At 72.3% G+C, this 18,243-nt stretch carries 19 protein-coding genes; 9 read left to right on the forward strand and 10 right to left on the reverse strand.

The window, feature by feature from the left end:
* Positions 1-12 precede the first annotated feature (12 nt).
* Entirely contained in the window at positions 13-1,800 is a 1,788-nt protein-coding gene (gene ggt, locus VGX25_RS10410; RefSeq protein ID WP_326917435.1) for a gamma-glutamyltransferase, read from the forward strand.
* A gap of 100 nt (positions 1,801-1,900) precedes the next feature.
* Here the strand turns inward: ggt and VGX25_RS10415 are convergent, their stop codons facing one another.
* Positions 1,901-2,188 carry a hypothetical protein gene (locus VGX25_RS10415; protein ID WP_326917436.1) on the reverse strand — a complete coding sequence of 96 codons (288 nt, stop codon included), beginning with the start codon at positions 2,186-2,188 and terminating at the stop codon, positions 1,901-1,903.
* Between the two features lie 98 nt (positions 2,189-2,286).
* On the opposite strand from VGX25_RS10415, the gene VGX25_RS10420 reads away from it, so the two are divergent.
* The gene (locus VGX25_RS10420; protein ID WP_326917437.1) at positions 2,287-4,305 is read left to right on the forward strand and encodes a protein meaA; all 2,019 of its coding nucleotides are present in this window, start codon (positions 2,287-2,289) and stop codon (positions 4,303-4,305) included.
* Positions 4,306-4,314: 9 nt separating this feature from the next.
* Positions 4,315-5,088 (forward strand): enoyl-CoA hydratase-related protein, encoded by a 774-nt coding sequence (locus VGX25_RS10425; protein WP_326917438.1) that lies wholly within the window; start codon positions 4,315-4,317, stop codon positions 5,086-5,088.
* Here the strand turns inward: VGX25_RS10425 and VGX25_RS10430 are convergent.
* The 7 genes from VGX25_RS10430 to VGX25_RS10460 all read right to left on the reverse strand — a co-directional run bounded on the left by VGX25_RS10430 (position 5,085) and on the right by VGX25_RS10460 (position 10,631).
* Complete coding sequence (locus VGX25_RS10430; protein ID WP_326917439.1) at positions 5,085-5,552, reverse strand: hypothetical protein; 468 nt, start codon at positions 5,550-5,552, stop codon at positions 5,085-5,087. The genes VGX25_RS10425 and VGX25_RS10430 overlap by 4 nt on opposite strands.
* A complete protein-coding gene (locus tag VGX25_RS10435; RefSeq protein WP_326917440.1) occupies positions 5,549-5,896 on the reverse strand; it encodes a YciI family protein in 348 nt (115 codons plus the stop codon). Before VGX25_RS10435 ends, VGX25_RS10430 begins: the two co-directional genes overlap by 4 nt.
* 8 nt (positions 5,897-5,904) lie before the next feature.
* A complete protein-coding gene (locus VGX25_RS10440) occupies positions 5,905-6,267 on the reverse strand; it encodes a VOC family protein (RefSeq protein WP_326917441.1) in 363 nt (120 codons plus the stop codon).
* 101 nt (positions 6,268-6,368) lie between these two features.
* Positions 6,369-8,945, reverse strand: coding sequence for an ATP-binding protein (locus VGX25_RS10445; protein ID WP_326917442.1), 2,577 nt, complete (start codon positions 8,943-8,945; stop codon positions 6,369-6,371).
* Between the two features lie 26 nt (positions 8,946-8,971).
* Positions 8,972-9,181 carry a hypothetical protein gene (locus VGX25_RS10450; protein ID WP_326917443.1) on the reverse strand — a complete coding sequence of 70 codons (210 nt, stop codon included), beginning with the start codon at positions 9,179-9,181 and terminating at the stop codon, positions 8,972-8,974.
* Positions 9,178-10,071, reverse strand: a complete 894-nt coding sequence (locus tag VGX25_RS10455; RefSeq protein WP_326917444.1) for an LLM class flavin-dependent oxidoreductase — start codon at positions 10,069-10,071, stop codon at positions 9,178-9,180. The genes VGX25_RS10450 and VGX25_RS10455 overlap by 4 nt, the downstream gene beginning before the upstream one ends.
* Positions 10,072-10,106: 35 nt before the next feature.
* A complete protein-coding gene (locus tag VGX25_RS10460) occupies positions 10,107-10,631 on the reverse strand; it encodes an NUDIX hydrolase (protein ID WP_326917445.1) in 525 nt (174 codons plus the stop codon).
* A gap of 36 nt (positions 10,632-10,667) precedes the next feature.
* Here VGX25_RS10460 and nucS point away from each other — a divergent pair, with 36 nt between their 5' ends.
* Positions 10,668-11,327: an endonuclease NucS gene (nucS, locus tag VGX25_RS10465; protein ID WP_326917446.1), complete on the forward strand. Its 660-nt coding sequence runs from the start codon at positions 10,668-10,670 to the stop codon at positions 11,325-11,327.
* Between the two features lie 246 nt (positions 11,328-11,573).
* Entirely contained in the window at positions 11,574-12,188 is a 615-nt protein-coding gene (locus tag VGX25_RS10470) for a hypothetical protein (RefSeq protein WP_326917447.1), read from the forward strand.
* A 13-nt stretch (positions 12,189-12,201) separates the two neighbouring features.
* Here the strand turns inward: VGX25_RS10470 and VGX25_RS10475 are convergent, their stop codons facing one another.
* The gene (locus tag VGX25_RS10475; RefSeq protein ID WP_326917448.1) at positions 12,202-12,675 is read right to left on the reverse strand and encodes a papain-like cysteine protease family protein; all 474 of its coding nucleotides are present in this window, start codon (positions 12,673-12,675) and stop codon (positions 12,202-12,204) included.
* Positions 12,668-13,918, reverse strand: a complete 1,251-nt coding sequence (locus VGX25_RS10480; RefSeq protein WP_326917449.1) for an MFS transporter — start codon at positions 13,916-13,918, stop codon at positions 12,668-12,670. Before VGX25_RS10480 ends, VGX25_RS10475 begins: the two co-directional genes overlap by 8 nt.
* Positions 13,919-13,990: 72 nt before the next feature.
* Between VGX25_RS10480 and dhaK the strand changes: the two genes are divergently transcribed.
* The 4 genes from dhaK (at position 13,991) to VGX25_RS10500 (ending at position 18,173) form a co-directional block, all read left to right on the forward strand.
* Positions 13,991-14,992 carry a dihydroxyacetone kinase subunit DhaK gene (dhaK, locus tag VGX25_RS10485; protein WP_326917450.1) on the forward strand — a complete coding sequence of 334 codons (1,002 nt, stop codon included), beginning with the start codon at positions 13,991-13,993 and terminating at the stop codon, positions 14,990-14,992.
* Position 14,993: 1 nt separating this feature from the next.
* Positions 14,994-15,623: a dihydroxyacetone kinase subunit DhaL gene (dhaL, locus tag VGX25_RS10490; RefSeq protein WP_326917451.1), complete on the forward strand. Its 630-nt coding sequence runs from the start codon at positions 14,994-14,996 to the stop codon at positions 15,621-15,623.
* Positions 15,620-16,300, forward strand: a complete 681-nt coding sequence (gene dhaM / locus VGX25_RS10495) for a dihydroxyacetone kinase phosphoryl donor subunit DhaM (RefSeq protein ID WP_326917452.1) — start codon at positions 15,620-15,622, stop codon at positions 16,298-16,300. The genes dhaL and dhaM overlap by 4 nt, the downstream gene beginning before the upstream one ends.
* Positions 16,301-16,397: 97 nt before the next feature.
* The gene (locus VGX25_RS10500) at positions 16,398-18,173 is read left to right on the forward strand and encodes a 3-hydroxybutyryl-CoA dehydrogenase (RefSeq protein ID WP_326917453.1); all 1,776 of its coding nucleotides are present in this window, start codon (positions 16,398-16,400) and stop codon (positions 18,171-18,173) included.
* The last annotated feature ends 70 nt before the right edge of the window (positions 18,174-18,243 follow it).

Here is an 18,243-nt window from a genome sequence, read left to right on the forward strand (position 1 = left end):
AGGAGCCCTGCCGTGCGTTCCCGCCGGATCAGCTCGTTCTTACTCGTCGGTCTGCTGGTCGGGGCAGGCCTGGTCGCGGCAACACCGGCCGCCGCGCAGGCCACCGAGCAGCCGTTGGCCAGGGGATTCGGGGGTGCGGTCGTCTCCGACACGCTGGAGTCGACCGAGGCCGGCCTCGAGGTGCTGCGCCGGGGCGGGACCGCCGCCGACGCGGCCGTGGCGGTGGCCGCCGTGCTCGGCGTGACCGACCCGTTCGTCGCCGGCCTCGGGGGCGGCGGCTACTTCGTGTTCTACGACGCCCGCCGGCACCGGGTGTTCACGATCGACGGCCGGGAGACCGCGCCGCGGGCGGCCGACGCCAACCTGTTCATCGACCCGGCGACCGGCCAGCCCTACGCCTTCGCGACCGCGGTGACCAGCGGGCTGAGCGTCGGCGTGCCCGGCATGCTGGCGACCTGGCAGCGTTCGCTGGACCGGTGGGGGCGGTTCAGCCTGGCCCAGAACCTGCAGCCGGCCATCCGGGTCGCCGACGCCGGCTTCGTCGTCGACACCGCCATCCGCGACCAGATCGTCGGAAACCAGCAGCGGTTCGCCCAGTTCACCTCGACGAGGGACCTCTTCCTGCCGGGCGGGGCGCCACCCGCGGTGGGCACCGTGCTGCGCAACCCCGACCTGGCCGACACCTACCGGGAGATCGCCCGGCGCGGCATCGGAGCCTTCTACGGCGGCCCGATCGGGCGCGACATGGTGGACGCGGTGCGCAACCTGCCGCTCGCGCCGGACGCGACGATCACCCCGATCCCCGGCCGGATGACGCTGGACGACGTGCGCGCCTACCGCACCATCGACCGCGACCCGACGCACATGCGGTACCGCGGCCTCGACGTCTACGGCATGGCGCCGTCCTCGTCGGGCGGCATCACGGTCGGCCTGTCGCTGAACATCCTCGAGCGGTCCAACCTGTCCGAATTGGACCGCGTGCAGGCGCTGCACCGGTACCTGGAGTCGACCCGGCTGGCCTTCGCCGACCGCAACCGCTACATCGGCGACCCGGCCTTCGTCGACGTGCCGCAGCGCCAGCTGCTTTCCGACCGGTTCGCCAGGCAGCGGGCCTGCCTGATCGACCCCGACCACGCGGCGACGAGCCCGGTGCCGCCCGGTGACCCGTTCGGCCCCGGGCAGTGCCCGCAGCCGTCGGCCGGCGTGGCCGCGGGCGAGGAAGGCATGCACACCAACCACTTCGCGGTCAGCGACCGGTGGGGCAACGTGGTCTCCTACACCAACACCATCGAGTCGCTCGGCGGCGCCGGCATCGTGGTGCCCGGCCGGGGCTTCCTGCTCAACAACGAGCTGACCGACTTCAACTTCACACCGACGCAGGGCAGTGCGCCGGATCCGAACCTGCCGGACGCCGGCAAGCGCCCACGCTCGTCGATGTCGCCGACGATCGTGCTCAAGCACGGGCGGCCGTTCCTCGCGGTCGGCTCGCCGGGCGGCTCGACCATCATCACCACGGTCATCCAGATCCTGCTCAACCGCATCGACTTCGGCATGACCCTGCCCGAGGCGATCGCGGCACCCAGGGCCACGCAACGCAACACCCCGACCACCGTCGCCGAACCGGCCTTCCAGGCGGCGGTCGGCCCCGCGCTGATGGCCCTCGGCCACACGTTCACGACCCAGACGAGCATCGGGGTGGCCGCGGGTTTGGAGTTCCTGCCGCACGGCGAGGTCATCGCCGCCGGCGAGCCGACCCGGCGCGGCGGCACCTCAGCAGGCGTGGTGCACCCAAGGCCCTAGTCCGACGTGTTGGCCTCTGGCGTCGCCGTGTTGGCGCCTGGCGTCGCCGTGTTGGCCGCGCACGACGCCAACACGGCGACGTGAGCGGCAAACACGCGGGCTAGTCGCGGAGGAGAGCCTGGATCGCGGTGTTCTCGTCCCCAGGGAACACCATGATCCGCATGCCGTTGCCGTCCTCGGCCGGCACGGTGGTCGACCGCACGCCCGCTTCCTGCAGGCGCTGCTCGACCACCCGGGCGGCCGTCGGGCTCGGCACCTTGGCGACCTCGCGCAGCAGGCCGTAGTCCTTGCGGTGCGCCTCGTCGGTGTCCTGGCTCAGCGCCCAGCGCAGCACCAGGGCCAACACCCCGATGGCCGCGAGGGGCACCAGCAGTGTGTACGTGGGCACCCGCCCATTGTCCGCCAGCGCCTGTGAGGAATGGCACCCCCGCGAACGTGGTTACCGGCCAGTAAACTTGTTCGACACGCAGTACGGGAGGTGCCACGATGCCGTTCCCCACCGACCGCGAGCGCGATCGTCCCTGGGTGATGCGCACCTACGCGGGCCACTCCTCGGCCGCCGCCTCCAACGCGCTGTACCGGCGCAACCTGGCCAAGGGGCAGACCGGCCTTTCGGTCGCGTTCGACCTGCCGACGCAGACCGGCTACGACCCCGACCACGAGCTGGCCAGGGGCGAGGTCGGCAAGGTGGGCGTGCCGATCAGCCACCTCGGCGACATGCGCGCGCTGTTCGCCGACATCCCGCTGGCCGAGGCCAACACCTCGATGACGATCAACGCGACGGCCATGTGGCTGTTCGCGCTGTACATCACGGTCGCCCAGGAGCAGGCCGCCGAGCAGGGCCGGGACTGGCACGAGATCGTCGCGAAGCTGACCGGCACCACGCAGAACGACATCATCAAGGAGTACCTGTCCCGCGGCACCTACGTGTTCCCGCCCGGCCCGAGCCTGCGGCTGATCACCGACATGGTGGCCTGGGCGGTGGCCAACGTGCCGCGCTGGAACCCGATCAACGTGTGCAGCTACCACCTGCAGGAGGCCGGGGCCACGCCGGTGCAGGAGGTGGCCTACGCGATGTGCACGGCGATCGCGGTGCTCGACGCGGTGCGCGACTCCGGGCAGGTGCCGGCCGAGAAGTTCGGCGACGTGGTCGGCCGCATCTCGTTCTTCGTCAACTCCGGCGTGCGGTTCATCGAGGAGCTGTGCAAGCTGCGGGCGTTCGCGCAGCTGTGGGACGACGTCACCCGCGAGCGGTACGGCATCGTCGACGCCAGGCAGCGCCGGTTCCGGTACGGGGTGCAGGTGAACTCGCTGGGGCTGACCGAGGCCCAGCCGGAGAACAACGTGCAGCGGATCGTGCTGGAGATGCTCGGGGTGACGCTGTCCCGCAACGCCCGCGCCCGCGCGATCCAGCTACCTGCGTGGAACGAGGCGCTCGGCCTGCCCCGCCCTTGGGACCAGCAGTGGGCGCTGCGCATGCAGCAGGTGCTGGCCTACGAGACGGATCTGCTGGAGTACGAGGACATCTTCGACGGCTCGACGGTGATTCAGTCCAAAGTGGACGAGATCGTGGCCGGCGCCCGCGCGGAGATCGACCGGGTGCTGGCCATGGGCGGCGCCGAGGCGGCCGTGGAGAGCGGGTACATGAAGACCCAGCTGGTGGCCTCGCTCGCCGAGCGGCGACGCCGGATCGAGTCCGGCGAGGAGATCGTCGTCGGCGTGAACCGCTTCGACACCACCGAGCCCAGCCCGCTGCAGGCCGAGGGCGCCGAGATCATCCACCTGCCGGACCCTTCGGTTGAGCGGCAGGCGATCGAGGCGGTGCGCAAGTGGCGGGCCGAGCGCAATCAGTCCGAAGTGGACAAGGCGCTTGACGTGCTCAGGGAAGCGGCGAAGACGACCACCAACCTCATGGACGCCACCCTGGACTGCGCCCGCGCCGGCGTCACCACCGGGGAGTGGGCGGCCGCGCTGCGCGAGGTGTTCGGCGAGTACCGGGCGCCGACCGGGGTCTCCGGCGCGTCCGCGGCCGGGGAGGCCGGCGCCGACCTGGCCCGGGTCCGCGAGCGGGTCCGGGCGACCGGCGACGAGCTTGGGCAGCGGCTGCGCATCCTGGTCGGCAAGCCGGGCCTCGACGGGCACTCCAACGGCGCCGAGCAGATCGCCGTGCGCGCCCGCGACGCCGGCTTCGAGGTGATCTACCAGGGCATCCGGCTGACCCCGGCGCAGATCGTCGCGGCCGCCGTGCAGGAGGGCGTGCACGTCGTCGGCCTGTCCATCCTGTCCGGCTCGCACGTCGAGGTGGTCCCCGCGGTGATCGACGGCCTGCGCGCCGCCGGCGCCGGCGACATCCCGGTCATCGTCGGCGGCATCATCCCGCCCGAGGACGCCGCCGCGCTGACCGAGCGCGGCGTCGCCCGGGTGTACACGCCGAAGGACTACCAGATCAACGACATGGTCGACGACATCGTCACCGTGGTCCGCGCGGCCAACGGGCTGGCGTAATTTGAGAGCATGACGGACTACCAGCACCTCCTGGTCAAGCGGGAGGGCGACACGGTGCGGATCACGATGAACCGGGCCGCCCGCCGCAACTCCCTGTCCGCCGATCACCTGGCCGAGCTGCTCCACGCGTTCCGGGACGCCGGCGAGTCGGACGCCACCGGGATCGTGCTCGCCGGCGAGGGCCCGGTGTTCTCGGCCGGGCACGACTTCGCCGACGTGGCCGCCCGCGATCTGACCGGCGTGCGCGAGCTGCTGCGGCTGTGCACCGAGCTGATGCGTGCGATCGAGTCGGTGCCGCAGGTCGTGGTGGCCCGCGTGCACGGCCTGGCCACCGCCGCCGGGTGCCAGCTCGTGGCCTCCTGCGACCTGGCCGTCGCCGCCGAGTCCGCCGGCTTCGCCCTGCCCGGCGGGAAGGGCGGCTGGTTCTGCCACACGCCCGCGGTGCCGGTGGCCCGCTCGATCGGCCGCAAGCGCCTGATGGAGCTGGTGCTCACCGGCGACGTGGTCGACGCCCGCACCGCGGAGCAATGGGGCCTGGTCAACCGGGTGGTCCCGGACGAGCGGCTCGACGCCGCGGTCGACGAGCTGCTCGCCAGGGCCACCCGGGGCAGCAAGGCCAGCAAGGCGCTCGGCAAGCAGACGATCTACGCCCAGCTCGACCGCCCGGAGGCCGACGCCTACGCGATCGCCATCGAGGTGATGGCCGCGGCCTCCCAGCTGCCGGGCGCCCGCGAGGGAATGGCCGCGTTCCTGGAGAAGCGCCAGCCGATCTGGCCGGACTAGGCGACCAGCTTGCGCAGCTGGTCGGCGTGCCGGGGCAGGTGCACCGCCCCGACTCCCCGCACCAGCTGGGCGAGCGGCCAGGGCTCGTCCACGATCAGCTCGTCGTTGGAGATGATCAGGACGGGCACCGGGTGGTCGAGCACCGCGTCGGGGAGCTGCTCGGCCACCGCGCAGTAGATCTCGGCGCCGCGCCGGACCAGGTCGATCATCCCGGCCAGGTCGCCGGCCCCGTCGACGATCCGGCGCAGGTTCCACTCGTCCAGCGACGGCCGGTTGTCGTACGCGGCCCGCTCGCCGGCCGCGATCCGCAACGCGACGCTGGCGATCTGGTTGTGCCCGGAGTAGATGTGCGCCAGCAGCCGCGCCGCGTCCCACTCGCCGGGCGGCGGCGGGCCGAAGCCCCCGGCCTCGGCGACCGCGAGGAACTCCGCGTACGCCTTGCGCAGGTCGGTGGTGTCCATCATGGCTCCTCGAATCGCAGCGCCCCCTTGGGGCAGACGTACTCTACGAGCTCGGCCCGGTAGAGACCGGCCCGAACGCCGGGATCGTCGGCGATCAGCTCCTCGATCCGCTCCCGCGGAACGCGCCAGAAAGCGAGGCCGACGACGGGGTTGCCGGTCTCGACGTTCCGGCTGGCCACCGCGCCCACCACGGCGCCCGCGGCCAGCATCACCCCGTCGGCGCGCAGCTTCACCCGGTAGTCGATGTGCTCGGTGAAGAGCCGCTCGACGGTGTCGGGGTCGAGCTCGGCGGACTTCTCGCCCCTGGTCAGGATCTCCAGGTGGAACGTGTCCAGCTCGAAGTCCACGCCGGGAATCACTGGATGGCGCCCTTGGACAGCCCGACGAGGTGCCCCTCCGGGTCGGCGAAGAACGCGATCGTCAGGTTCCAGCCCTCGATCTCCATCGGCGGCGCCACGGTCTTGCCGCCCATTTCCTCCACTTTGGACAGATATCCGGCGACGTCGTCCACCTCCACGTAGAACGTGACGTGTCCGGGGCCGCCGTCCTGGCTGCGGCCGATGCCGCCGGCGATGCCCTTGTCCGCCGCGGCCACCAGGCCGTAGTCGGAGTCGGGATCGCTCTCGCTGATCTCCCAGCCGAACACGCCGCCGTAGAAGCTGCGCAGCTTCGCGCCGTCCTGGCCGACCACCTCGAACCACGCAACCGGGTTGCCCATCGTCTCTCTCCTCAGGTCAGGAACACTGTGGAGAGAACGCTATGGCCCACCGCGGCATCCGGAAATCGGTGCGGCATCCTCAACTTGGGCCGCGGGCACCCTCAACTTGGCGGCAGCACGCCGACCCGCCGGGCCGCGCCGACCGCCTCCGCCCGGCTGCGCGCGTCCAGCTTGCGCAGCACCGCGGACACGTGCCGCTCCACGGTCTTGCCGGACAGGTAGAGGCGTTGCGCGATCTCGGTGTTGGTCAGCCCGAGCGCGAGCAGGTCGAGCACCTCGGACTCCCGCCGGGTCAACCCCGCCCGGTTGGCGGCCGTCTCGGCCCGCGGCCCGCGCGGGATCGCGGCGACCCCCAACTCCCGCAACCGCCGCCGGCCCGCCGCGGCCGCCGCCCGCGCGCCGAGCCGGTCGAACATCCCGACGGCTTCCGCCACCGCGGCCTGGTCGCCCGCGGACAGCGCCACGGCGGTCTCAAAGGGACAGTCGTGGGTGGACCACCATTCGGCCGCGGCCGCCCAGTCGCCGGCAAGCGCCAGCCGGTACGGCTCCGCGACCGGCCCGGCGAGGTCCGGCGAGGCGCCGGCCCGGTGTGCCCAGCACGCCAACTCCCCGAGCCACCAAGGATTCTCCACACCGGACCCGCGCTCGAGCGCGTCCCGGACCTCCCGCACGACCGCCCGCGCGTCGCCGGCCAGCCACGCCGCCTCGGCCAGCGCCGGCGAGGCCAGCGTGAACAGGTCGGCCTGGTGGTGCCGCACGGCCAGGTCGCGGAGCCGGTCGAGCAACCCGTGCGGGTCGGGCTCCGCGCGCCGCGCCCGCACCCGGCCGAGCGCGACGAGCGCGTGCATCGTGGTCAGCGTGTTGCAGTGCTCGAGGTTCAGCAGCCCGAGCGCGGCGGGCTCGACCTCGGCCCAGCGCCCCTTGTCGAGCAGGAACGTCACCCGCGCCCCGGCGATCAGCTGCTCCCAGTAGGGCATCCCGCGCTCGGTGGTGAACGCGAGGCCCCGGTCAAGGACGGCCTCGACGCCGGCGTAGTGCCGGTGCTGGATCGGCAGCCAGCCGAGGTAGAGCATGGCCCTCGCGGCGTCGTCGGCGTGCCGCATGGTGTGCGCCGACCGCAGCAGCGCGCGCAGGTCCGCGATCGCCGCGAGGTCGCCGCCGGACAGCCGGGCGCCGGCCAGGCTGATCCGCGCGGTCAGCAGCGGGTCCGGGTCGTCGAGCTGCTCGGCCACCGCGAGCGCCCGGCCGGCCCAGTCCGCCGCGCCCGCCGCGTCCCCGGCCATGAAGCGCTGCCGGCTCTGGTTGTCGTAGGCCATGGCCAGCTCGCGGCTCGGCGGCAGCCCGGCCAGCACGGACTCCACCGCGCCGGCGGCCGGGTCCACGTCGGCGTAGTTGCCGGTCAGGAACGACAGCGCGGACACCCGGACCAGGTTGCGGCCCTCGCCGAGCCGGTCACCGAGGGTCCGGTACACCGCGGCCGCCGCCCGGTGCCCGTCGCGCGCCGCGGCCAGCTCACCGGCGAGGTAGCGCTGCGCCGCCTCCTTCTCCAGCAGGTCCGCCCGCACCGCGGCGGGCTCCTCCCGCGCCCGGTCGATGGCCTTGCGGTAGAGCGCGGTCGCCTCCCGGTGCGCGGCCCGCCCGGCCGCCCACTCGGCCGCCCGCGGCGCCAGCTCGAGCACCGCCCGGTCGTCGCCCGCGCCCTCGGCGTGCCGGGCGAGCTCGGCGCTGGCCTCCGGCGAGATCCGTTGCAGCACCTGGAAGATCGCGCCGTGCAGCCGCTGCCTGCGGCGTGGCGCGGTGGTCTCGGCGATCGCCGCCTGCACCAGCTCGTGCCGGAACTCCAGCAGCTTGGCCTGCCAGCGCAGCAGCCCGGTGAACACCCCGTCGCGCATCGTCCACCGGGGAATGTCCAGGGCGTCCAGCACCACGCCGAGCACCGCCGGGTCCACCCGCGGGCCGAAGGTCGCGGCCGTCTCCAGCGCCGCCCTGGTGTCCGGCGCGACCCTGGCGAGCCGGGCCAGCACCGCCTCCCGCACGGTCGCCGGCACCTCGTCCCCGCCGCTGGCCAGCACGGCGTTGATGAAGAACGGGTTCCCGCCGGTCCGCTCGTACACCGACCGTGCGTCGGCGCCCGAATCCCCGACCAGCGCGCCGGTCGCCTCGATCGACAGCGGCCGCAGGGTCAGCCGGGTGACGCCGGGGGTGGTGGCCAGGTCGCCGAGAAACACCGCAAGGGGTGAGCCGGCCGGCGCCTCGTCGTCCCGGAACGTGACGGCAAGCAGGGTGCGCAGCCGGTCCACCCGCCGGCCGAGGAACCGCAGCAGGTCGAACGTGGCCTGGTCGGCCCAGTGCAGGTCCTCGACGATCACCAGCGCCGGGGCGTCCGGTTCGGACAGCCGGGCGAGCACCGCGGTGAGCACCTCGCCGCGGGACGGCGACCCGGCCAGGATGTCCGGCGCCATGTCCAGCAGCGGACCCAGCGCCCGCGGCGTCTCCAGCGGGTCGCACGCCCCGAGCCAGGCGGACCCGACCTCCGCGGCCACGTGCCGGACCAGCGTCGTCTTGCCGATCCCGGCCTCGCCGCCGATCAGGACCAGCCCGCCGCGGCCGCGGCCGGCCGCGCGCACGCCGTCGCGCAGCACGGCCAGCGGCTCCTCGCGCTCAAGAAGGTCCCGCACGCCACGACCCTACTGGCGGACGTTCCTCAGTCCGCGGCGCGCCGCGGGGTGCGCATCGTCCACAGCGGACCGGCGACGAACCAGATACCGAGCACGAGGGTGAGCCGGCCCATCCACTGCCACAGGGCCGCGGTGCGGTCGGGCACGCCGTGCACCCAGGACGCGGTGGCGCCCCGGCCGAGGTCGAACACGGTCGCGATCAGCAGCGCCACGTCCAGCAGCGGCGTGCTGGTCACACCCGCGGCGGCCCCTGCTCGATCCGCTTGCGGTAGCCGTCGGCCCGGTCCAGCGTGTCGTCGAACGGCATCCGCTCGTCCCACCAGGTGGCGCCCGCCTCGGCCAGCTCCGCGACGATCTCGCGGGCCCGGTCGCCGCCGGTGCGGCCGCCCACCACCAGGTCGAACGGCTCACCCGCCCGGCCATCGGCGGCCCGGCGCTCGGCCAGGAACGCCGCCAGCTCGCGCACGTCGGCCACCGAGGGCGGCGGCTGCCCGGCGTAGCCGGGGAACAGCGGCACCGCCCCGTCCCACCGGACCGCCCGGCGAAACGGCGCCCTCGTCGGCCACCGGCCGGCCACCCACACCGGCACCCGCGGCCGCTGCACCGGCGTCGGCAGGCACCGGACGTCGTCCAGGGTGACGTGCCGGCCGTGATAGCTCACCGGCTCCCCGCTCAGCAGCAGCATGACCGCCTCGAGGCCCTCGTCCAGCCGCTCGGCGAGCATCTTGAGGTCGGTCGGCTCGCCGAAGCTGCCGAACTCGTCCTCGGCCGGGCCGCCGAGCCCCACCCCGAGCACCAGCCGGCCGCCGGTCAGCACGTCCAGCGTGGTGATCTCCCTGGCCAGCTTCACCGGCCGGCGCCGCGCCACCGGTGTGATCAGCGGCCCCAGCCGGAGCCGCGTGGTCACCATCCCGGCGGCGGCGAGCACAATCCAGGGGTCGGCGAACGGCCGGTCCCGGTACCTGCGGTAATGCACGTGATCCCAGACGAACAAGCCGTCCCAGCCGGCCTCCTCCGCGGCCACCGCCAGGTCGGCGACCACCCTGGGATCGGCAAGCTCGCCGAAGTTCGGCACATTGATCGAGTAGCGCACGCCCGCCATCCTGCCCCGGAGGTACGACACCATGACCCATCCGCGCGATGCTCGCCAGGGACGCCGGGTTAGTGCCGCAGCAGGAGTAGGGCGTACGCGGCCACCGACTGCGCGTCGCTGAGCTGTCCGCTGGTGATCATCTCCTCCAGCCGGGACCTGGTGAACCAGGCGCAGCGCATGTCCTGCTCGGTGTGCTCGCGGTCCGGCGGGCCCTCGGTCAGCTCGGTGGCCAGGAACACCCGGCCGCGCTGGCTGGACATCCCGGGCGCCACGTCGAGCGCGCCGATCTCCTCCATCCGCCCGGCGCGCAGCCCGGTCTCCTCGCGCAGCTCCCGCGCCGCGAGCTCGGCCGGGTCGACCCGCGCCCGGTCCGGCGCCGTGCCCTGCGGGAACTCCCAGCGCCGCCGCCCGACCGGGTAGCGGAACTGCTCCACCAGCATGAACCGTTCCCCGTCCCGCGGGATGACCAGCGCGTAGTCCGGCTTGTCGATCACGCCGTACACGCCGTCGGAGCCGTCCGGCCGGCGCACCGCGTCCTCCCGCACGGTCATCCAGGCGTTCGCGTACACCAGTCGCGAGTCGAGGGCTTCCATGCCGGCGATCCTCCCTCAGCCGGATAACCTGCCCGCGTGCGCCTCGTGATTGCCCGCTGCCAGGTCGACTACGCCGGTCGGCTCACCGCCCACCTGCCCATGGCCACCCGGTTGTTGCTCGTCAAGGCCGACGGCTCGGTCTCCGTCCACTCCGACGACCGCGCCTACAAGCCGCTCAACTGGATGAGCCCGCCCTGCTGGCTGACCGAGGAGCCCGGCACCTGGACCGTCGCCAACAAGTCGGGCGAACGCCTCACGATCACCCTCGACGAGGTCCTGCACGACTCCACCCACGACCTCGGCGCCGAACCCGGCCTGGTCAAGGACGGCGTCGAGGCCCACCTCCAACAACTCGTCGCCGCCCACATCCACACCCTCGGCGCCGGCTGGACCCTCATCCGCCGCGAGTACCCCACCGCCATCGGCCCGGTCGACATCCTCTGCCGCGACCACACCGGCGTCACCCACGCCGTCGAGATCAAACGCCGCGGCGAGCTGGACGGCGTCGAGCAGCTCACCCGCTATCTCGACCTGCTCAACCGCGACCCGCTCCTGGCGCCGGTGCGCGGTATCTTCGCCGCCCAGCAGATCCGCCCGCAGGCCCGCACCCTCGCCGAGGACCGCGGCATCCGCTGCGTCACCCTCGACTACGACACCCTCCGCGGCATCGAACCCGACGAGTTCCGGCTGTTCTAAGATGGATCAGTGGTTGATCAGGGGAGCCGATTAACTCTCGCGAAGAGCATAACCATAGCCGCTATCGTATCGGCGATCGGCGTCTTCACCAATGTGGCAACGGGAGATCATGGGAACCTGTTCTCGTGGTCTGCCCTCGCGTTGCTCACGATTGCACTGGGACTCGCGCCTTATTCCGGGCACATATTCAGACCAGGTCGGACTGTCGCATCGCGATGCCGGCAAGCCTTGTTCATCATCGTTGGCTTGACCCTGAGCACGGCGATAGCCTCTGATGGACCGCTCAGGCAGGGTGGACGTCCGCCGGCCAAGGGCGAGGTAATCCCCGCGCAGGCGCAAGAGCCACCTCCCGAGATCGCCGATCCGACGCCGCTTGATCCAGCCTCACAGAAAGTAGCCTCTCGACTGACGAGCGCTTTTCGCGATTCTCAGCTCATCCCGGACGGCTTGACCCTTGATAGGGGCAACGAACTCTATTACCACGAGCCGTTCGAGTTCTTTGTGAGCGACGGTAGATTTGTCGCATTAGCGAACCTGCGTGATCGGCTCGGTGTCACCTACTTTTACGTCGAAGTCTACTGGAGCACAGATCGGTCACGTCACGGTGAGTGCCCGCCGTCTATGGACACCGCTTGGTGTGAGTCGACAGTCCTCGACGACGGGACTCGGGTGACTCGTCTTAGGTCCTGGATCGAGGATATCGGTGCCGTATCCGAGTCGGTCGCGGTTGTTCGGCCCGATGGCGTTCAGGCATTCGTGCACCACACCAACTCCGATCGGGAAACCACTCGCAAGGACTTGCCGTTGGACGTCAGCCACCTGGTGGGCTTTGCCAACCTTGGCGCCCGCTCGCTGATATAGCGTTCCCGACGGCTCAGCGGTGCATGATCTGGAAGTTTTCGCCGACTTTGCCGGCGGCGCCGCCGAAGTCGGAGTCGAGTTCGGCGAGGGTCTTCTCCTGCTCGCCGTACCAGGGGTCGGTGACGACGAACTTGGTGCCGTCCTCGGAGCCGTCGCCGTAGACGCCGTTGAGGACGACGGCGTGGGAGGGGACGCCGTCGACGACGAGCCACAGCGGACCGTAGGACTGGAGCAGCTCGGCCCAGCCTTCGATGGTGCGGCTGGCCGCGCCCTCGCCGTAGAGGCCGTGCTTCTCGGCGATGGCGTAGATGGCGTCCCAGCCGTTGCACGCCTCGATGCTGTAGCCGGCCTCCTGGGCCAGGGTCTCGGGGTCGTAGTTGGCGCCCTCGCTGTAGTTGATCAGCATTGCGAGCGCGGTCGCCCAGCAGGCGGTCTCGTTGGGCTGGCTCATGCCGCCGATGGTGTAGCGGATGTCGAGGTCAGTCATGGGTTCGATGGTCGGTCGTGCCCGGCTCGCAGCCAACGGCCGATCGGGCAGCCGCGCGGGCGGCGTGGATGTCGCGGTTGTTCAGGACCCGCCAGGCCCAGAGGGTCACCGCCGAGACCAGGACCGCTCCTACCCAGAACGGGGCGGTGAGGCCGAAGTAGCGGCCGAGGACGCCGCCGAGCGCGGCGCCGAGGAGCAGGCCGCCGTTGGACAGCAGGCGGTAGGCGCTGTGCACCCGGCCGAGGAGCCCGGACGGGGTGAGGGTCGCGCGGAGTGACGCGCTCACCGTGGAGAAGACGATGAGGTGCAGGCCGAGCGTGGCGATGATCATGCCGGCCGCCACGGCGTCGCGGGTGAGGGCGAGGCCGAGCTGGGTGAGGGCCTCGACGACGAGGTCGAGGCGAAAGACGGTGCCGGGGCCGAGCCGGCGGACCACCCGGGGCGCGATCAGCCCGCCGATGATCCCGCCGACGGCGGTCCCGGCCAGCAGGATGCCGTAGCCGACCGAGCCGAGGCCGAGCCGTTCCTGGGCGACCAGCACCATGATCGACATCATCGCGCCGAGGGTCACGTTGGACAGCGCGACGGTCACGGCCAGCGTGCGCAGCAGGCGATGCCGCAGCAGCCAGCGCACTCCCTCGGCGATCGCGGCCCGCAACGTCACCCCCGAATCCCGGAAAACCCTGCCCACGGAACGAGACAGCGCTCTCGCCAGCACGGCGACCACGGCGAACGCGACCGCGTCCACGGCGAACGGCGTCCACGGCGACATCGTGAACAACCACCCGGCCGCCACCGGGGCGAGCAGGGAGTTGCACAGCGTGCGGCTGGCCAGGATCCGGCCGTTGGCGCGCTCCAGCTCGTCCGGCCCGACCACCGCCGGGACCGCGGTCATCGAGGCGTTCTCGTAGAGCACGGCCGCGCAGCCGATGACCAGGAAGATCGCGTACAGCACCGGCAGGCTGGCCTGGCCGGTCGCCACGAGCAGGGCGAGCGCGCCGAGGCAGGCAAACCGGACCACGCTGGCGGCGGACATCAGCAGCCGGCGGTCCACCCGGTCGACGATGGCGCCGCCGGGCAGCGTGAAGACGACCATGGGCAGTTGCTCGGCCACCATCAGCCCGGCCACCTGGACCGGGTCCCTGGTCAGCGCCGCGGCGAGCAGCGGGCCGGCGACGACCGTGACGCCGTCGCCCAGGCTGGAGATCGTCCCGGCCGTCCACAGCTTCCCGAAATCGTTCATATCACTCGCAGGACGTCCGAGCCGCGGTGAGGTTCAAGGAAGTAGGGTCCTGGTGATCGTCAGGAGGCCGGTATGAAGAAGATCATCAACGACCCGTCGACCGTGGTGGCCGAGTCCCTGCGCGGGATGGCCATGGCCCACCGGGATCTGATCAGGGTGATCGAGGAGCCCGCGGTCGTCGTCAGGGCCGACGCCCCGGTGCGGGGGAAGGTGGCGGTGATCTCCGGCGGCGGCTCCGGGCACGAGCCGATGCACGGCGGGTTCGTCGGCCGGGGCATGCTCGACGCGGCCTGCCCCGGCGCGGTGTTCACCTCCCCGACGCCCGACCAGGTGCAGGCGGCGGTGCAGGAGGCGCACGGTGGCGCCGGCGTGCTGCTCGTGGTCAAGAACTACACCGGGGACGTGCTGAACTTCGAGACCGCGGCCGAGCTGGCCGAGGCCGAGGACATCCCGGTGCGCACGGTGGTGATCGACGACGACGTCGCGGTGAAGGACTCGCTGTACACCGCCGGCCGCCGCGGCGTCGGCGGCACCGTGCTGCTGGAGAAGATCGTCGGGGCGGCCGCCGAGCGCGGCGACGACCTCGACGCCGTCGAGCGGCTGGCCCGCACGGTGATCGGCAACGTGCGCTCGATGGGCATGGCGCTCACCGCGCCGACCGTGCCGCACGTCGGCGAGCCCAGCTTCGATCTGCCCGCCGACGAGATGGAGGTGGGCATCGGCATCCACGGCGAGCCCGGCAGGGCCCGGATGCCGCTGGAGAACGCCGACGGCATCGTGACCAGGCTGCTCGAACCGATCGTCGAGGACCTGCCGTTCACCGGCGGCGACCGCGTGCTGCTGTTCACCAACTCGATGGGCGGCACCCCGCTGATCGAGCTGTACCTCGCGCACGGGATCGCCGAGCGGCTGCTGTCCGAGCGGGGCATCGTGGTCGAGCGGCGCCTGGTCGGCCCGCTGATCACCAGCCTCGAGATGCAGGGCATGAGCCTGACGCTGCTCAAGGTGGACGACGAGCTGCTCGAGCTGTGGGACGCCCCGGTGCACACCCCCGCTCTGCGGTGGGGCGGCTGACATGGGCTGCACGGCGGAGCGGGTCGCGGCGGCGCTGCGGGACGCGGCCGCGGTGATCGCCGAGCACCGCGACGAGCTGGTGCGGCTCGACCGGGCGATCGGCGATGGCGACCACGGCGAGAACATGCGGCGCGGGTTCACCGCCATCGTGTCCAAACTGGATTCGTCCACACCGGACACTCCGGCTGCGGTGCTCAAGCTGGCCGCAACGACCCTGATCTCCACGGTCGGCGGCGCGGCCGGACCGTTGTACGGCACGGCGTTCCTGCGCGCGGCGGGCGCGCTGCCGGACGGCGAGGTCACGGCGGCCGCGGTGACCGGGGCCCTGCGGGCCGCGCTCGGCGGGGTGGTCGCAAGGGGCAAGGCGGCGCCGGGTGACAAGACCATGGTCGACGCGCTGGACCCGGCGGTGCGCGCGGCCGAGGAGTCCACAGGGGACATTGCGGAGGTGCTGGCCGCCGCGGCCGCCGCGGCCGAGGCCGGCGCCGAGACGACCGTGCCCCTCGTTGCCCGCAAGGGTCGGGCGTCCTACCTCGGCGAGCGCAGCGCCGGCCACCTCGACCCCGGCGCCCGGTCGACCGCGCTGCTGCTGCGCTCGTTCGCCGACTCGGCACGCGAGCCCGGCGCATGAGCCAGGTCCGGGTCGGCCTGGTCGTGGTGTCGCACAGCGCGATCCTGGCCGGCGGCGTCGCCGAGCTGGCCGCCCAGATGGCGCCCGACGTCACGCTGGTCCCGGCCGGCGGCACCCCGGACGGCGGCCTCGGCACCGACCTCGAGGCGGTGTCCGCCGCGCTCGACCGGGCCGAGCACGGCGCCGGCGTCGTGCTGCTCTACGACCTCGGCAGCGCCAAGATGATCGCCGACCTGGCCGTCGAGGCGCTTGCCGAGCCGGACCGCGCCGTGGTCGTGGACGCGCCCCTGGTCGAGGGCGCGGTCGCCGCCGCCGTCGCCGCACAGGGTGGGGCCGATCTCGCCGCCGTCGCGGCGGCCGCAATGCGGGGCGAGGCCGTCGAGGAGGCCGCCGGCGGCGCCGAAGTATCCGCCGAGGAAACCGCCGAGATCCCGCTGACCAACGAGATCGGCCTGCACGCCCGGCCCGCCGCGCTGCTCGCCCGCTCGGTGTCCGATGTGGACGCTCAGGTGACCGTCGCGTTCGCCGGCAAGCAGGCCGACGCCCGCAGCATCCTGGCGGTGATGGCGCTCGGCGCCCGCGGCGGCGACACCGTCCGGGTCTCCGCCGCCGGCCCGCAGGCCGCCGAGGCGCTGCGCCGCGTCCGCGACCTCGCCGACCGGAGATTCGACGAGTAGCCGTTCCACCGTGACGTGAGCCATACCTGGCCGGCCGGCTTTGTTACTGGCAGGTAGCATCCGAGGTGCCCGAGAAACCGGCACGGCGGAGGTTGCGGTGGCACGCGAGTTCAGGGCGGTCGGGGTCGTCGGGCTGGGCACGATGGGCTCCGGCATCGCCGAGGTGCTCGCCCGGTCCGGGATCGACGTGGTGGGCGTCGAGATCGACTCCGCCGGCGTCGTGCGCGGCCGGGGGCACATCGAGCACTCCACCGACCGCGCGGTGGCGCACGGCAAGCTGGACGCCAGGGGCCGGTCCGAGCTGCTCGGCCGGATCAGCTACACCACCGCGCTGGCCGACCTCGCCGGCGTGGACCTGGTGATCGAGGCGATCCCGGAGAACCTCGAGCGCAAGGCGGCGGTGTTCAACGAGCTGGAGCGGATCTGCCGGCCGGACGTGATCCTGGCGTCGAACACGTCCTCGCTGTCGGTCACCGAGATCGGTGTCCACACCGGACGGCCGGGCAAGGTCGTCGGCACGCACTTCTTCAACCCGGCGCCCGTGCTCAAGCTCGTCGAGGTGGTCCGCACCGTGGTCACCGAGCCGGACGTGATCACCGACATGGTCGCGTTCCTGCAGCGGCTCGGCAAGGAGCCGGTGGTGATCGGGGACCGGGCCGGGTTCATCGCCAACGCCCTGCTGTTCGGCTACCTCAACCACGCCGTGTCGATGTACGAGTCGCGCTACGCCACCCGGGAGGACCTCGACGCCGCGATGCGGCTGGGCTGCGGCTACCCGATGGGCCCGCTGGCGCTGCTCGACCTGATCGGCCTCGACACCGCGTACGAGATCCTCGAGACGATGTACCACCAGTCCCGCAACAGGTTGCACGCGCCTGCGCCGATCCTCAAGCAGATGATCACCGCGGGTCTGCTCGGCCGCAAGACCGGCCGCGGCTTCTACACCTACGACGCGCCGGACTCACCGACCGTGGTGCCCGACGCCGAGACCCCGCGCGACGGCACCGGAACCCGGGCCACGCCGCGAAAGGTGCGCACGGTCGGCGTCGTCGGCACCGGCACCATGGCCACCGGCATCGTGGAGGTGTTCGCGCGCAAGGGTTTCGACGTCGTGCTGCGCGCGCGGTCGGCGGACAAGGCGGAGGCGGCGCTCGGCAAGGTCGGCCGGTCGCTCGACCGGCAGGTGGCCAGGGGCCGGCTGTCCGAAGCGGACCGGGAAGCCGTGGTCGGCCGGATCCGTCTTGCGGTGGAGTTCGAGGAGCTGGCCGACTGCGACCTGGTCGTCGAGGCGGTGGCCGAGGAGCTTGCGGTCAAGCAGGCCGTGTTCGGCGCGCTGGACGACGTGGTCAAGCCCGGCGCCGTGCTGGCAACCACCACGTCCTCGCTGCCGGTGATCGCCTGCGCCGCGGCAACCGGGCGACCGTCCGATGTGGTCGGTCTGCACTTCTTCAACCCGGCGCCGGTGATGAAGCTGGTCGAGGTGGTGCACACGATCTCGACCGCCGAGGACGCGATCGCCACCGCGCACGCGGTCTGCCGGGCCATCGGCAAGCACCCGGTGCACTGCGGCGACCGGGCCGGCTTCATCGTCAACGCGCTGCTGTTCCCGTACCTCAACGACGCGGTCAAGATGCTCGAGGCGCACTACGCCGAGGCCGACGACATCGACACCGCGATGAAGGTGGGCTGCGGCCTGCCGATGGGCCCGTTCGAGCTGCTCGACGTGGTCGGCCTCGACGTGTCCCTTGCCATCGAGCGCACCCTGTTCTACGAGCTGCGCGACCCCGGCCTGGCCCCCGCGCCCCTGCTCGAGCACCTGGTCACCGCCGGCCGCCTCGGCCGCAAGTCCGGCAAGGGCTTCCGTGTTTACTAGCTCGGGCTGTGTTTTCTAGCTCGGGCAAGGCCGCCGGGCGCCTTCGGCGCCGGCCTGGGTTGGGTTGGGT

This window comes from Actinophytocola sp. (assembly GCF_035942955.1).
Classification (GTDB): Bacteria; Actinomycetota; Actinomycetes; order Mycobacteriales; family Pseudonocardiaceae; genus DASYTH01.

Excerpts from the sequence above, each read along its gene's own strand:
- VGX25_RS10440 (WP_326917441.1), bottom strand. The coding sequence starts at position 6,267 with ATGGGCAACCCGGTTGCGTGGTTCGAGGTGGTCGGCCAGGACGGCGCG.
- VGX25_RS10455 (WP_326917444.1), bottom strand. The coding sequence starts at position 10,071 with ATGGTGTCGTACCTCCGGGGCAGGATGGCGGGCGTGCGCTACTCGATC.
- VGX25_RS10480 (WP_326917449.1), bottom strand. The coding sequence starts at position 13,918 with ATGAACGATTTCGGGAAGCTGTGGACGGCCGGGACGATCTCCAGCCTG.
- VGX25_RS10420 (WP_326917437.1), top strand. The coding sequence starts at position 2,287 with ATGCCGTTCCCCACCGACCGCGAGCGCGATCGTCCCTGGGTGATGCGC.
- VGX25_RS10425 (WP_326917438.1), top strand. The coding sequence starts at position 4,315 with ATGACGGACTACCAGCACCTCCTGGTCAAGCGGGAGGGCGACACGGTG.
- dhaM (WP_326917452.1), top strand. The coding sequence starts at position 15,620 with ATGAGCCAGGTCCGGGTCGGCCTGGTCGTGGTGTCGCACAGCGCGATC.
- dhaK (WP_326917450.1), top strand. The coding sequence starts at position 13,991 with ATGAAGAAGATCATCAACGACCCGTCGACCGTGGTGGCCGAGTCCCTG.
- VGX25_RS10475 (WP_326917448.1), bottom strand. The coding sequence starts at position 12,675 with ATGACTGACCTCGACATCCGCTACACCATCGGCGGCATGAGCCAGCCC.
- VGX25_RS10460 (WP_326917445.1), bottom strand. The coding sequence starts at position 10,631 with ATGGAAGCCCTCGACTCGCGACTGGTGTACGCGAACGCCTGGATGACC.
- dhaL (WP_326917451.1), top strand. The coding sequence starts at position 14,994 with ATGGGCTGCACGGCGGAGCGGGTCGCGGCGGCGCTGCGGGACGCGGCC.
- VGX25_RS10430 (WP_326917439.1), bottom strand. The coding sequence starts at position 5,552 with ATGATGGACACCACCGACCTGCGCAAGGCGTACGCGGAGTTCCTCGCG.